We start from the raw sequence: 14,334 nt of genomic DNA on the forward strand, positions 1-14,334 counted from the left end.
CATCCATGCGGCTCACGCCCCCGCAACCGGACCCACCCCGCCTTCGACAGACCTCCGCGATCTGTCGGAACAGCTCATGGGGTCAGATCCGTTTTCCGAAGGAAAACGGATCTGACCCCGGAATTTCATTCGATATCTGACAGATTTCATCCACTCATGGCGTGGATCTACTGGCCGCCGGCCGATTGTCGAAGGCGGGGCACTGTGGGTTTGCGGGGTGTGAGCCGCATGGATGCGGCGACCAAGGCTACATGGACGTACTTGCGCCGTCCCCGCACACCCACAGTGCCCCGCCATCCCACGGAATGCCAGCTTTCGCTGTTGACGTTGCTGTTGCCTCTGCAGGTGCAGGGCGCAGCCCTGCCGAACACCCTTTACAACGGCAGCGGGGCCTGCGCCGGGTCGATCCGCCCTTCGCCGCGGGTGATCTTCTTGAACTCCGCGCGGCTGACCGACACGTAGCGCTCGTTGCCACCGATCTCCACCTGCGGGCCGTCCTGCACGGCGTGGCCATGCTCGTCCACGCGCACGGTCATCGTCGCCTTCTTGCCGCTGTGGCAGATGGTCTTGATCTCCTGCATCTCGTCGGCCCAGGCCAGCAGGTACTGGCTGCCTTCGAACAGCTCGCCGCGGAAGTCGGTACGAAGGCCGTAGCACAGCACCGGAATGCGCAGCTGGTCGACCACCTCACTGAGCTGCCAGACCTGGGCGCGGGTCAGGAACTGCGCCTCGTCCACCAGCACGCAGCCCATCGGGCCGTTGGCTGCCAGATCCTGCTCCACCCAGCGCTGCAGGTCGGTATCGCGGTCGAAGGCCATGCCGTCAGCGCGCAGGCCGATCCGCGAGGCAACCACGCCCGCGCCGGCACGGTCGTCCAGGCGTGGGGTCAGGATCGCCACCCGCATGCCGCGCTCGCGGTAGTTGTGCGCGCTCTGCAGCAGGGTGGTGGTCTTGCCGGCGTTCATCGCCGAGTAGTAGAAGTAGAGCTTGGCCATCGGCCAATTCTAGTCGCCACCCGGCCCGCCGTCGCGGATCGGCCGTGGCCGGGCGATCACGTGCCGGCTGTCGCGTACCCAAGTGCCAGCAGCGCCGAGGCAACGATGGCCTGGCCGGCGTGGCTCATCGCCCCGATCTGGCCAGCTCCTCGTCCTGCCATTGCCGGTAGGCCACCGGGTCCCAGTAGCGCGCCAACTGGTGCTTTTCCGGTTGCAGCACACGGGCCCCCGCATCGCCACGGCCCTGGCTGCGCATGGCGCCGTTCCAGCCGGCGCGGCTGCCGGTCTGCCGCATGCTGCCGGCCCGCAGTTCACGTTCCAGCCGCGGCGTCGCGGCCGGATCGCCGAACTCGGCATACAGCGCGCGGCCCTCGCGCACCGCGCGCTCGCGCTCGTCGGCGGACAGCGCCTCCCAGAAGCGTTCGCGCTGTACCACCAGCCACTCGGTGCCGCGCTCGGCCGCCAGGTCCATCCATGCATAGCCCAGGGCGCGGTCGACCGGACCGCCCTGCCCGTTCCAGAGCATGTCGGCCAGCGCTGCCTGTGAGAGCTTGTCGCCGTAGCGCGCGGCATTGCGGAAGTCGTTGCGGGCCTCTTCGTGGCGGCCCCGCTCGCGGGCCTGCATGCCGAGCCCACGGAAGCGCAGGTCCGGATGGTAGACGAGGAACTCGTGCGACTGCAGCACGATGGTTTCATAGGCGTCGGCAGGCGGTGCCGGGCTGGACCCGGCCGCAGGCACGGCCAGCAGGCCCAGCAGGGTAGCCACCAGCGGGCGGGCGATGATGTTCAAGGACATGGACCACGCTCCTGTGTTCCGGAGTCGACTCAATACCTTACGGCCAGGCGTCATGCAAGTCAGGTCGGCCCGCCGGCACCCCGCTACAATCCTGTCCCCATGCACGGTCTCAATCCCCCCCAAGCCGCCGCCGTCCTGCACATCGAAGGCCCCTTGCTGGTGCTCGCCGGCGCCGGCAGCGGCAAGACGCGGGTGATCGTGGAGAAGATCGCCCACCTGATCGGCAGTGGCCGCTATCCGGCGCGCCGCATCGCGGCAATCACCTTCACCAACAAATCGGCCAAGGAAATGCGCGAGCGCGTGGCCAAGCGCCTGCGCGAGCAGGACGCCGACGAGGTGACCATCTGCACCTTCCATGCGCTGGGCCTGAAGTTCCTGCAGATCGAACATGCCGCCGTGGGCCTGAAGCGCGGCTTCTCCATCTTCGATGCCGATGATGCCGCCGCGCAGATCAAGGACCTGATGCACGGCGCCAAGCCCGATGACATCGAGGACATGAAGAACCTGGTGTCGCGCGCGAAGAACGCCGGGCTGTCGCCCGAGCAGGCGATGGCCGCCGCACGCAGCAACCGCGAGAAGGAAGCGGCCAGCGTCTACGAGCGCTACCAGCTGCGGCTGACCGCGTTCAATGCGGTCGATTTCGATGACCTGATCCGCCTGCCGGTGCAGATCCTGGAAGAGAACCCCGAGATCGCCCTGGCCTGGCGCGAGCGCATCGGCTACCTGCTGGTGGACGAATGCCAGGACACCAACGACGCGCAATACCGCCTGCTCAAGCAGCTGGCTGGTGAGAAGGGCAATTTCACCTGCGTGGGAGACGATGACCAGTCGATCTACGCCTGGCGTGGCGCCAACCCGGAGAACCTGCAGCAGATGGGGCGTGACTACCCCACGCTGGAAATCATCAAGCTGGAGCAGAACTACCGCTGCTCCAACCGCGTGCTGCGCGCCGCCAACGCGCTGATCGCCAACAATCCGCATGAGCACCTGAAGAAGCTGTGGAGCGACCAGGCCGACGGCGAACGCATCCGTGTTTGGGAATGCCGCAACAGCGAACACGAAGCGGAGAAGGTCGCCGCCGAGATCGCCTTCGTGGCGCAATCGCGCAACGTGCCGTGGAGTGACTTCTGCATCCTGTTCCGTGGCAACTTCCAGTCGCGCCCGCTGGAAAAGGCGATGCAGCTGCTGCGCATTCCCTATCACCTGACCGGCGGCACCATGTTCCTGGAACGCCAGGAAGTGAAGGACACGCTGGCCTGGCTGCGCCTGCTGGTGAACCCGGATGACGACACCGCGTTCATGCGTGCGGTGCAGTCGCCCAAGCGCGACGTCGGTGCCGGCACGCTGGCCAAGCTGGCCGAGCTGGCCCAGGAAAAGGACATGCCGATGGCGCATGTGGCAGAAACCATCGGTGCCCTGCAGCAGCTCCCACCGCGCGCGGCCAACAGCCTGGCGCGCTTCACCGACATCCTGCGCGACCTGCGGGCGCAGATGCGCCAGGTGACGTCCGGCGACATGATCCGCAAGGTGGCCAAGGAATCGGGGTTGCTGAGCGAGCTGCGCCAGCAGGCCAAGGAAGAGGCCAGCTACCAGCGCCGCGCAAACAACATCGAGGAACTGGCGCAGTGGTTCGAGGGCGGCCCGCGCGGTGCAACCGCCGCCGACCTGGCCGGCCAGCTGGCGCTGCTGTCGCGCAGCGACAAGGACGAGGGCGGCAACCAGGTGCGCATGATGACCCTGCACGCTTCCAAGGGCCTGGAATTCCCGTACGTGTTCATCGTTGGCTGCGAGGACGGCGTGCTGCCGCACCAGGTCAGCCTGGACGAGGGCAACCTGCAGGAAGAACGGCGCCTGCTGTACGTGGGCATCACCCGCGCCAAGATCCAGCTGTGGATGAGCTACAGCAAGCTGACGCGCAAGTTCGGCGAACACGTACGCCTGAAGCCGAGCCGGTTCTTCGAGGAGATTCCGGCCGAGGAGATCCAGCGCGATGGCGCCGATCCGGTGGCCGATGCGGCGCGCAAGAAGGAACGGGCGAGTGCGGGGTTGGCGGCGATCGAGGCGCTGTTCGATTGAGGATCGAAAAGCCACTAAAGTGGTATTCCAATCCGTCCGATTGACGCTTCTGGCCTTGAGCCTGCATCGGGTTAAGGCCTAGTGTGAGCGCACCCGAAGTGCGCGCCGTGTCCTTCATCGTGTCCAACGACATCCCTCCTGTTCTCACCCGTACCTTCCTCGGGCTGGGCGTGGTCCTGCTTGTTTCAGCGCTTCTGGCCTACGTTGTTGCCAGGCGCTTCCTCGATGCGGCGGTCATTGCCGATGGCAGGATCACCCATGTGGGTGCCATCACCGTTGATCGCGGTGGTTCGCGCACTTCAGGGGTGAAGTTCCTGTACTGGGTGGAATTCACTACCAGCAGCGGGCAAGTGATGCGGTTCTTCGCAGGTCGTACCAGCCGTCGTGCCTACATGACGGGCGATCATGTAGATGTGCTGTACCTGCCGGACCGCCCGGACAAGGCTCTGGTGCGTTCGCTCTCATCACCCTGGGGCCTGAGCGTCATACTGGGATTGGGCGGCGGCCCATTCCTGCTGGCGGTGGGATTTATGCACCTGCCGCAGGCGGCGAGGGCATGGCGGCGCAGGCAGCTCCTTCGCCACGGGACACGGGTGCAAGCCAAGGTCCGGGCGATCAAGCGCGATCTCGGAGTATTTTCGGGGGGAAGGCATCCGTTCGTCATCGTCTGCGCCTGGCGCGATCCTGAAACCACTCGATGGCATGTCTTCCACAGTGCGTATCTATGGGCCGATCCCCGTGCACAGGTGAGTGGGCGTGAACTGGATGTCCTTGTCATGCCGGGCAATCCGCGCCACTACCATGTCGATATCTCCTTCATTCGATCAGCGCCGGCACCTGCACGCTGATCGATCAACCCGGCCAGCACCATGCCCACCCTCCTCAGATGTTTTTTTGCTGTTTTTCTTTGCCGTGGGCCTGCTGATCCTTCTGGCCGCCGCCTGGCTGTTCGTGGACGTCCAGCGTTTCGCGCGCAAGGCCGTTTCCGTAACCGGAACGGTGGTGGCCGTCCAGGCAGAGGACGCCCGGTCGGAAATGGAGGGGATGCCCGCACGTGACATCACCCTGCATCGCCCGGTGGTGAGGTTCCAGACCGCACAGGGGCAGATGATTCAGTTCACCGCGTCCTTTGCTACCGGGGCACCACTGTACGTGGTCGGCGAACAGGTGCAGGTGCTGTATCCCGGCGGCATGCCTTCCAAGGCTCGTATCCAGCACCCGGGATTGCGCTGGGGCGCACCGCTGCTGTTGGCGCTGATGGGCATGGGGTTCTGCCTGATCGCCGCATGCGTCCATCGCCTGTGCGTGCGCTACTGGCCGATCCTGTTCGGCCAGCGTGACGGGGCATGTGGCTAGGCTGGGCATCGTAGTGGCCCACCTGGCCTGAGCGTGCTGCACGGCGGGCGCTGGCGTTGCAAAATCGAGGTATTCCTTCCGGAGCCCACCCATGCATCCCATCGAAAGCGAACGCCTGCGGCTGCGCCGCCTGGAACCAGACCGGGATGCTGCGCCGATGCTGGCACTGCTCAACGATCCAGGCTTCCTGCGTTTCATCGGTGATCGCAACGTGCGCAGCGAGGAGCAGGCGCGGGAGTACATCGCGCTGCGCGTGCTGCGCAGCTATGCCTTGAACGGCTTCGGCATGTATGCGATCGAGCGCCTGGCCGATGGCGCGTGGCTGGGTAACGCCGGCCTGGTGCGGCGTGATGGCCTGCCGGGGCCGGATATCGGCTATGCGGTGCTGTCGGAGTTCACGGGGCAGGGCTATGCCGGCGAGGCGGCGCAGGCGGTCTTCGCGCATGCCCGTGCGGAGCTGGGCATCGAGGATCTGTACGGCATTACCGACCTGGACAATGTGGCTTCCGGACGCATCCTGCTGGGGTTGGGCATGCACGAACGCGGCGTGATCCAGCTGCCGGGCGTGGACAGCGCGAGCCGGTTGTACGCCACGCCGGGGGCGGCGGTGGTTCAACAGCCAGCATGAGCCGGTGGGGTATGGTGCAGGTCTGTTTTCCTGCACGGATGCTTCGATGCTGATCAACGCGTATTCCACCCTCGGCCCGGTGCTGGCACCGCCACCACAGGCCGGGAGTGCCTCCGTCCGTGGTCTTGATGACCCCGCACTGGCCCCGCACCTCGGCGGCTTCGTCAACTACGTGCTGGGCCATGGCGACGGGCAGATGACCGCCGCGCGCTATCACCTGATGCGGCACGTCCAGCGCGTGCGCCAGCACTATCTGTTCGAGCTGGCCGAGGCTGATCTGGAGGCGCTGCAGCCTTGGCTGCTGCAGGCCAATGCGGTGTGCTTCCTGGAAGATGGCAGCGTCCGCGATCCGGCCGGCAGGGTGCTGTTGGGTGAAGCGCCCGATCCGCAGGCGCAGGTGCCGTATCCCGCCGATGCCGGGCAGCGCCGTGCGCGCAGCCAACAGCAGCTGCAGGCCCACGAGCTGCGTGTCCCGCCGTCATTGCCACCTGTGCTGGGTGCGGCCGAGGCACAGCTGCGCGCGCCTGCCCAGGTCTGGGCCAGAGCGCAGGCGCTGCTGGCGTGTGCGCTGCGCGCCGAGGCGCTGCAGGCCGGTGACCCACCGTTGAGCCTGGCCGAGTTGGCCGAGCGCCTGCCGGCGCTGCCCGAGGCCTTGAGCCCGGCCGAGGCCGCTTTCATCGCGCACGGGGACGCCGAGGCGGCTCTGCCGTTCGGCTGGCGCTACGAGAGCCTGGCCGTGCTGCTGTGGGCGCTGGGCCTGTCCGAGGCGCTGCCGTGGCCGCAGGCGACCTGTGCCGTGCCGGATGTGGTGGGTGCCTTGTTGCAGAAGGCTGACAGTGGCAGCGAGCCTGCGACCCTGCGCGATACCGCCGAGCTGCTGGATGCGCTGGATCTGCACTACCGCCTGCACTGGGTTGCGCGTGAGGCCCAGCGCCAAGGTGCACCGATGCCCGGTGCGCTGGAGGGCGGCGTGATCTACGAGCGCCACTACGCGCTGAACTGGTTGTTCTGCTTTGAACAGGCCGACTGGGACGACGTCGATACGCCGACCTGAGCCTGCAGGGCGAGGGCGGTCAGGCCGCCCTCGCTGGCATGGGCACCGTGCCGACCAACGGTCGGCACCCACCCTCTCAGCTGCGCAGTTCCGCCAGCTGCGCCTGCAGCTCGGCCACGGCCGCTTCCAACTGGGCCACGCGCTCGGCCAGGCCCGGATCGGCCGCATCGCTGCTGCCCCCGCCACTGCTGGCATACTTGGCCGCCAGCGCGGCACCATCCACTTCACCGCACAGCAGGTGCATGTAGCGGTCTTCGCGCTGGCCGCTGGCGCGCGGCAGCACCACCAGCAGCGCGCGCTGCTGCAGGCGCTCGATGGCGTGGCGGGCTTCGTCGATATCCGCGAACCGGTACAGACGCTCGCTGCGCGACACCAGCTCGCCCAGGGTCTGTGGGCCGCGCAGCAACAGCAGCGCCAGCAGCACGGTCTGCTGCCGGGTCAGGTCCAGCGCGGCCTGCAGGCGGTGCTCGTAGCGGTCGGCGCGCGAGGAGAAGTGCTGGCGAGCCAGGCCCAGTGCTTCCAGCTGGCGCAGCGCGTGCTGCACCCTGCCGGCGTCGACGTTCATCACCGGCTCGCGGGCGGTCTTCTGGTTGGCGGCCGACTGGGCCGCATTGACCGTCAGCGGGTAGGTGTCCGGTGTGGTTGCCTCCTTCTCCACCAGGCAGCCCAGCAGGCGGGCCTGCACGGCGTCGAGCAGGGGGACGTCGGGGGTCTGGACGGAATCGGTCATGGCGGCCTCCGGAAGGGCAACGGGTCAACCGCCAAGCATAGCCGTCCCGGGGCCGCCTTTGCCGGTAAAATGCGCCGGTATATCTGATTGCCGGTGAATCCATGCGTCGTCCCGTTTCCCTGTCCCTGACCCTGCTCGCCACCGCGGCGCTGGGCCTGTCCGCCTGCAAGCGCGTGGATGCGCCTGCTGCCGAAGCCGCCGCGCCGGAGGCCCCGGCCGCTGCCGCCGAGGCCGATGGCGCGCGTGATGCCACCGCCAACGACAACCTCAACGCCGTGCTGTGGATGCAGCGTGCGCAGGAGTACAGGGCGATCACCGAGCAGACCTACCGCGCCGCCGCCGATCGCCTGGATGCGGCGCTGAAGGAGGCCCACTGGGACGCACTGGTGCCGGAAGAACGCGGCAACGAGGCCAAGGGCCTGAAGCCGGCCGTGGTGCTGGACGTGGACGAGACCGTGCTGGACAACTCGCCCTACCAGGCGCGCCTGGTGCGCGACGGCAAGGAATACGACGAGCTGAGCTGGGACCAGTGGGTGGCCGAAAAGAAGGCCAAGGCGATCCCGGGCGTGGTTGATTTCGCCAAGGCGGCCAACGCCAAGGGCGTGACCCTGCTGTACATCTCCAACCGTGCCGTGCACCTGAAGGACGCGACCCTGGCCAACCTGCGCGAGCAGGGCCTGCCGGTGGCCGATGACAGCGTGTTCCTGGGCCTGGGCACCGTGGTCGAAGGCTGCGAGCAGGCTGGCAGCGAGAAGAACTGCCGCCGCCGCCTGGCCGGGCAGAAGTACCGCGTGCTGATGCAGTTCGGCGACCAGCTGGGTGACTTCGTGGAAGTGACCGCCAACACCAACGAAGGCCGTGACGCCCTGCTGCAGCATTACCACGACTGGTTCGGCGAGCGCTGGTGGATGCTGCCGAACCCCACCTACGGCGGCTTCGAGCCGGCGCAGTTCAACAACGATTACAGCCAGTCGCGCCAGGCCCGCCACGACGCCAAGCGCGCCGCGCTGGACTACGCACCATGAGCCGCGCACCGCTGCCGCTGCGCGATGACGAGCGCCTGATCTTCGCGCTGGACGTGCCTGACCGCGCGCAGGCGCTGGCGTGGGTCGACCGCCTGGGCGACAGCGTGGCGTTCTACAAGATCGGCATGGAACTGCTCGCCTCCGGCGAGTACTTCCAGGTGCTCGATGAGCTGGCCCGCCGCGACAAGCGCGTGTTCGTCGACCTGAAGTTCTTCGACATCCCGGCCACGGCTGCGGCGGTGATCAAGCGCCTGTCGCAGTGGCCGGTCAGCTACGCCACCATCCATGGCTGGCACCCGGCCATGATGGAGGCGTGCGCCGCCGCCAACAGCGGCGACATGCGCCTGCTGGCAGTGACCGTGCTGACCTCGATGGGTCGCCCCGACCTCGCACAGATGGGCATCGACCGCGAACCGGTGGACGTGGTGGTCGAGCGCGCGCTGGCCGCCCAGGCCGCCGGCATCGATGGCGTGATCGCTTCGGGCCAGGAGGCCGGCCCGATCCGCGCTGCCACCGGCAGCGGATTCTCGATCGTCTGCCCGGGCATCCGCCCCGGTGGCCCGGTCGGCGATGACCAGAAGCGTACCGTTGGCGTAGCGCAGGCCTTTGCCGATGGCGCCGATGCCATCGTGGTCGGTCGCCCGATCCGCCTGGCCGCCGATCCGCAGGCCGCAGCGCGGGCGATCCGGCAGGAAATCGCGTCGGCTCTGGCTGCACGCTGAGCCCACAGCCGACGCCGGTCACGCCGGCACCACGAACGCCATCCCGATCCATGCGGGATGGCGTTCGCATTTGTGAGTCTGCACCTGTCGCACACAGCGCTAGGCACCGGAACTGTGCGCGCGTTCGCGCTGTGGGCCTCTCCACTGTTCCCCAATCGATGCACCGGCACGGACCGCGGCCGCACCGGTTCCAACCATCGACAGAGGAGTACAGGGAAATGTATCGCAGCACCTCTTTGTTCATCGGCCTGCTGTTGGCCGCGTCTGCCGTACCCGCCATCGCTGCGCCGCAGCTGCGCGATGCGCCGCGCATCATCGGCGGCGAAGCGGCGCCGGCCGACGAGTACCCGTTCATGGTCAGCATCCAGGGCATCTTCGACGGCGATTCGGACCATGATCGCCACTTCTGCGGGGGCACCCTCATCTCACCCTCGTGGGTGCTGACGGCCGCGCACTGCATGCAGGGCGAAGCGCCTGGTGGCATCGCCGTTGTCGGCAAGGTCACGGCCCTGTCCACTGACGCCGGACCACGACCCTCCAACGTCAAGGCGATCCACGTCCATCCGGCATTCAACAGCGGCAATTCGCTGGAGCACGACGTCGCCCTGATCCAGCTCAGCGCACCGCTGGTCGGCGCACAGCCGGTAGCACTGCGGCTGCGGCCCGACGCCAGCTATCTCAAGCCGGGCCGTGAATTCACGGTGATCGGCTGGGGAGACACCGACATCGGCGATGGCCGGGTCTATCCGACTCAGCTGCAGACGGCACAGGTGCCGTTCGTGTCATTCGATGAATGCCAGCAGGCCTATGGCGGTGAACTGTCACGTGGCAAGGTGATCTGCGCCGGCCGCGAGGGCATCGACAGCTGCCAGGGGGATTCCGGAGGCCCCCTGCTGCTGCGCCTGCGTGAAGGCTGGACCCAGTTCGGTGTCGTCAGCTGGGGCGAGGGCTGTGCGCTGGCCGGCTATCCGGGGATTTATGCCCGAATCGCCGAAAAACACGCCGTAGATTTCATCGAAGCGGTTTGGCAACGCGATTGATACAATAAAATCAAATACATACATGGCATTACGTGAAGTGTTGCCTTAACTTGAGCGGCAGCGTAGGATCGCCGCCATCCGGTCCTCGGGCCGGACATGTGCCACAACACTGTCCTCCGGCCCCGCGCCGGCTTGAAGAGCCTGTGATCCCCGTGATCCGGGCTCTTTTTTTATCCCGGTGGCGGCGCTGGGGTCAGATCCCTTCTGCCCGCAGCAGAGGAGATCTGACCCCCTTGGCTGGAAACCGTGACGTCCCGGCTTGCCGCTGTCACGTCGCAGGCCGCAAGATGCGGGCCGGTCCGGGGAGTCCGAGTGCATGAGCGTGGCGGTGCGAGGAAAGTCTGCGCGTGGATGGGGGCTGGCGGCCGTGCTGCTGCTGGCCGTGGCGGCGTGCCGCGAGTCTGCCAACGATCCGGCCAGGCCGGCGGCCGAGCCGGTGGCTGCGGTACAGGCGATGGCGTTGCGCCTGGCCGAGGATGATCTGGTCGGCTACGCAAAGCTGTCGGTGCCGCCGGGCCAGTACCAACGCCTGCAGCAGGCCTGGGCGGAGGGCCACAGCCAGTGGCCGCTGACCGAACTGCCGCTGGGTGACCAGCTGCTGCCGATGCTGGCCGCACTGCGCAAGCCCGGTGCCAGCGCCGAACTGCAGCGCAGCTTCGATCGCCAGCTGGCTGGCCAGGCCGGCGCCGTGCGCCAGGCCGCACAGTCGATGGGCAACTTCGGCGTGCAGTACCTGCGCCACCAGAAGGGCTACACGCCCAGCCAGCAGGCCCACTACATCGCCCTGGTCGAGACCCTGGCGGGGTGGGCGCAGGCTGCCCCGATCAGCGACCGCGCACGTGCCCGCAGCACCATCGCCGCGCTGGTCGGCGCCGCCAGCAAGGTCGGCTTCGAGGATGAAGCCGGCCTGCAGGCGGCCGGCATGGAAGGCAGCCTGCAGCAGCTGGCGCCGTTCATCCACACCCTCAAGGCGGTGCTGGGCAGCTACGGACTCGGCGTGGACGACGCGCTGCGCAGCGTGCGCGGCGAACTGCTGTCGGTGGAAGGTGACAATGCGCTGGTGCGCCTGCACTACGACCTGGCCGGTCGCGAGATGACCCTGCAGCTGCCACTGAGCCGGCGCGAGGGCCACTGGTACCTGACCCGCACCCTGGCCGACACCGACGCGCTGCTGCGCAAGGCCGATGCGGCCCGCGCGGCTGCGTCGCCAGCACCGGCCGAAGCCCCCGCCGAGGGTGGGGAAGCGGCAACACCGCCGGCTAAGCCATAATGGCGCCGATGTCGAAACAGAACCCGCTGCCGTTCCCCGGCGAAGAATCCCAGTCGACGCCCGCCGATACGGTGCCGGCGTCCCCCTCGACCGGTACCGGCCCGAACCCGGTACCGCCGCCCGCGCACGCGCGTCCGGCCGGACGCCGTCCACTGTGGGCCCGACTGCTCGGTCGCCTGGTCGAGCCGTGGCTGTCGCTGAAGATCGAACCGGAAGACCCGGGCCAGTACAACGATGGCCGCCCGGTCATGTACGTGCTGGAAGACTACGGCCTGTCCAACGCGCTGATCCTGGACAAGGCCTGCCGCCAGGCCGGCCTGCCGTCGCCGCTGGTGCCGCTGGCCGGTGATCCGACCGGCCGCAAGCGCGCCTATCTGGCGCTGTCGCGGCGCAGCTCCAGCAACTCGCTGATTCCCGAGCAGCGCGGCGCCAAGACCCACTCTGATTCGCTGGCCAAGGTCCTGCAGGCGCACCGCGTGCGCGATGACCTGGATGTGCATCTGGTGCCGGTGTCGATCTTCGTCGGCCGCGCGCCGGACAAGCAGAGCGGCTGGTTCGCGGTGCTGTTCTCGGAAAACTGGGCGCTGGTGGGCCGCTTCCGCCGCCTGCTGGGGCTGCTGCTGAACGGGCGCAATACCATCGTGCGCTTCGCCCCGCCGATCTCGCTGCGCAGCACCGTCGACGAAGGCCTGGAGCCGGAGCGCACGGTGCGCAAGCTGCAGCGCGTGCTGCGCACCCATTTCCGCCGCATCCGTGAATCGGTGATCGGCCCGGACCTGTCGACCCGGCGCCTGCTGGTGGACCAGGTGCTGGCCGCCGAGCCGGTCCGCGAAGCGATCGCCGCACAGGCCAAGCGCGACAATTCGAAGCCGGCCGATGCCTGGAAGAAGGCACACGCCTACGCCTGGGAAATCGCTGCGGACTATTCCAGCCCGGTGGTGCGCTCGGCCAGCTTCATGCTCAGCCACGTGTGGAACCGCATCTACGCGGGCGTGCTGGTGCACCACCTGGACAAGTTCAAGGCCGCCGCGCCGGGCCACGAAGTGGTCTACGTGCCCAGCCACCGCAGCCACATGGACTACCTGCTGCTGTCCTACCTGCTGTACGACCGTGGCATCGTGCCGCCGCACATCGTGGCCGGCATCAACCTGAACCTGCCGGTGGTCGGCACCCTGCTGCGCAAGGGCGGTGCGTTCTTCATCCGCCGTTCGATCCGTGGCAATGCGCTGTATTCTGCAGTGCTCAGTGAGTACGTCGCGCAGCTGGTGGCCGGTGGCTATTCGCTGGAGTACTTCGTCGAAGGCGGCCGCTCGCGTACCGGGCGCCTGCTGCAGCCCAAGGGCGGCATGATCTCGATGACGCTGCGTGCATTCCTGCGCCAGCCGCGCAAGCCGGTCCTGTTCCAGCCCATCTACATCGGCTACGAGAAGCTGATGGAGGGCGGCAGCTACCTGGACGAACTGTCCGGCCGGCCGAAGGAAAAGGAGTCGATCTGGTCGCTGCTGTGGGGCATCCCCAAGGTGCTCAAGCAGAACTACGGCCAGGTGGTGGTGAACTTCGGCGAGCCGATCGCGCTGAACGATGTGCTGGCCGAGAAGGCCCCGGAGTGGAAGGGCGAGGCGGTGCCCGAGGACGAGAAGCCGGCCTGGCTGTCGACCACGGTGGATACGCTGGCCGAACGCATCCAGGTGCGCATCAACGGCGCTGCCGACGTCAACCCCATCAACCTGCTGGCGCTGGCCCTGCTGTCCACGCCGAAGCACGCGATGGGCGAGGCCGACCTGATCGCGCAGATCGAGCTGTGCAAGACGCTGCTGGTCGAGATGCCGTACTCGGACCGGGTGACGGTGACCCCGCACTCGCCGGAGCGGATCATCGCCCATGCCGAGGAGATCAACGTCCTCACCCGCATCAAGCACCCGCTCGGCGATGTGCTCAGCGTCAGCGGCGACACCGCGGTGCTGCTCAGCTACTTCCGCAACAACGTGGTGCACCTGTTCACCGCCTCGTCGTGGGTGGCCTGCTGCTTCCAGAACAACCGCCGCATGAGCCGTACCGGGCTGGTCCAGCTGGGCCGCACGGTGTACCCGTTCCTGCAGGCGGAGCTGTTCCTGCCGTGGAGCGAGGATGAGTTCGCGCAGCGTATTGACCGCACCATCGACGTGTTCGTGCGCGAAGGCCTGCTGCAGAACGTCAACGATGACGACGGCGGCATCCTGGCACGCAACACCGGGCAGACCGACGAGGTGTTCCGCCTGCGGGCGATCGGCCATTCGCTGCAGCAGGCGTTCGAGCGCTACTACATCGCCATTTCGGTGCTGGTGAAGAACGGCCCGGGCGTGCTCGGTGCGGCCGAGCTGGAAAGCCTGTGCCAGCAGGCCGCGCAGCGCCTGAGCCTGCTCTATGCGCCGGCCGCTCCCGAGTTCTTCGACAAGGCCCTGTTCCGCGGCTTCATCCAGAAGCTGCGCGAACTGCGCCTGGTGTGGCCGGACGAGAACAGCAAGCTGCTGTTCGACGAACGCCTGGATGCCTGGGCCAAGGACGCCAAGTTCATCCTGGGTCGCGAGCTGCGCCACACCATCGAGCGGGTCAGCCCGGAAGCAGCGCGCCCGGACGAGCCTGCGCCGCAGGATTGAAGGCAG

General features: G+C 67.5%; 13 protein-coding genes. 10 read left to right on the forward strand and 3 right to left on the reverse strand.

What is annotated here, in order from left to right; translation table 11 throughout:
* Positions 1–374 precede the first annotated feature (374 nt).
* Together AC10QF_RS06395 and AC10QF_RS06400 are read right to left on the reverse strand one after the other, a co-directional pair.
* Positions 375–995, reverse strand: coding sequence for a thymidine kinase (locus tag AC10QF_RS06395; RefSeq protein WP_005421101.1), 621 nt, complete (start codon positions 993–995; stop codon positions 375–377).
* A 124-nt stretch (positions 996–1,119) separates the two neighbouring features.
* Positions 1,120–1,791, reverse strand: coding sequence for an SEL1-like repeat protein (locus AC10QF_RS06400; protein ID WP_005421099.1), 672 nt, complete (start codon positions 1,789–1,791; stop codon positions 1,120–1,122).
* Between the two features lie 99 nt (positions 1,792–1,890).
* On the opposite strand from AC10QF_RS06400, the gene AC10QF_RS06405 reads away from it, so the two are divergent.
* From AC10QF_RS06405 to AC10QF_RS06425, 5 genes are all read left to right on the forward strand, one after another.
* A complete protein-coding gene (locus AC10QF_RS06405) occupies positions 1,891–3,867 on the forward strand; it encodes a UvrD-helicase domain-containing protein (RefSeq protein WP_494541945.1) in 1,977 nt (658 codons plus the stop codon).
* A gap of 107 nt (positions 3,868–3,974) precedes the next feature.
* Complete coding sequence (locus tag AC10QF_RS06410) at positions 3,975–4,715, forward strand: DUF3592 domain-containing protein (protein WP_181452191.1); 741 nt, start codon at positions 3,975–3,977, stop codon at positions 4,713–4,715.
* A gap of 64 nt (positions 4,716–4,779) precedes the next feature.
* Positions 4,780–5,223, forward strand: a complete 444-nt coding sequence (locus tag AC10QF_RS06415; protein WP_180844750.1) for a DUF3592 domain-containing protein — start codon at positions 4,780–4,782, stop codon at positions 5,221–5,223.
* A gap of 91 nt (positions 5,224–5,314) precedes the next feature.
* Positions 5,315–5,851 (forward strand): GNAT family N-acetyltransferase, encoded by a 537-nt coding sequence (locus AC10QF_RS06420; protein WP_005421092.1) that lies wholly within the window; start codon positions 5,315–5,317, stop codon positions 5,849–5,851.
* Between the two features lie 46 nt (positions 5,852–5,897).
* On the forward strand, positions 5,898–6,905 hold the full coding sequence (locus AC10QF_RS06425; protein ID WP_111176871.1) for a DUF4272 domain-containing protein: 1,008 nt from the start codon (positions 5,898–5,900) through the stop codon (positions 6,903–6,905).
* A gap of 76 nt (positions 6,906–6,981) precedes the next feature.
* On the opposite strand, the gene AC10QF_RS06430 is transcribed toward AC10QF_RS06425, so the two are convergent.
* Complete coding sequence (locus AC10QF_RS06430; RefSeq protein ID WP_069138167.1) at positions 6,982–7,635, reverse strand: YceH family protein; 654 nt, start codon at positions 7,633–7,635, stop codon at positions 6,982–6,984.
* A 101-nt stretch (positions 7,636–7,736) separates the two neighbouring features.
* Here AC10QF_RS06430 and AC10QF_RS06435 point away from each other — a divergent pair, with 101 nt between their 5' ends.
* The 5 genes from AC10QF_RS06435 (at position 7,737) to plsB (ending at position 14,328) form a co-directional block, all read left to right on the forward strand.
* On the forward strand, positions 7,737–8,660 hold the full coding sequence (locus tag AC10QF_RS06435; protein ID WP_111176869.1) for a 5'-nucleotidase, lipoprotein e(P4) family: 924 nt from the start codon (positions 7,737–7,739) through the stop codon (positions 8,658–8,660).
* The gene (gene pyrF / locus AC10QF_RS06440) at positions 8,657–9,382 is read left to right on the forward strand and encodes an orotidine-5'-phosphate decarboxylase (RefSeq protein WP_494541946.1); all 726 of its coding nucleotides are present in this window, start codon (positions 8,657–8,659) and stop codon (positions 9,380–9,382) included. Before AC10QF_RS06435 ends, pyrF begins: the two co-directional genes overlap by 4 nt.
* A gap of 218 nt (positions 9,383–9,600) precedes the next feature.
* Positions 9,601–10,422, forward strand: coding sequence for a S1 family peptidase (locus AC10QF_RS06445; protein ID WP_053498015.1), 822 nt, complete (start codon positions 9,601–9,603; stop codon positions 10,420–10,422).
* Between the two features lie 316 nt (positions 10,423–10,738).
* On the forward strand, positions 10,739–11,692 hold the full coding sequence (locus AC10QF_RS06450; RefSeq protein ID WP_095378475.1) for a hypothetical protein: 954 nt from the start codon (positions 10,739–10,741) through the stop codon (positions 11,690–11,692).
* Positions 11,692–14,328 carry a glycerol-3-phosphate 1-O-acyltransferase PlsB gene (plsB, locus tag AC10QF_RS06455; protein WP_053498012.1) on the forward strand — a complete coding sequence of 879 codons (2,637 nt, stop codon included), beginning with the start codon at positions 11,692–11,694 and terminating at the stop codon, positions 14,326–14,328. The genes AC10QF_RS06450 and plsB overlap by 1 nt, the downstream gene beginning before the upstream one ends.
* Positions 14,329–14,334 lie beyond the last annotated feature (6 nt).

The organism is Stenotrophomonas maltophilia complex sp. Om-AH-Sm3 (assembly GCF_059337855.1).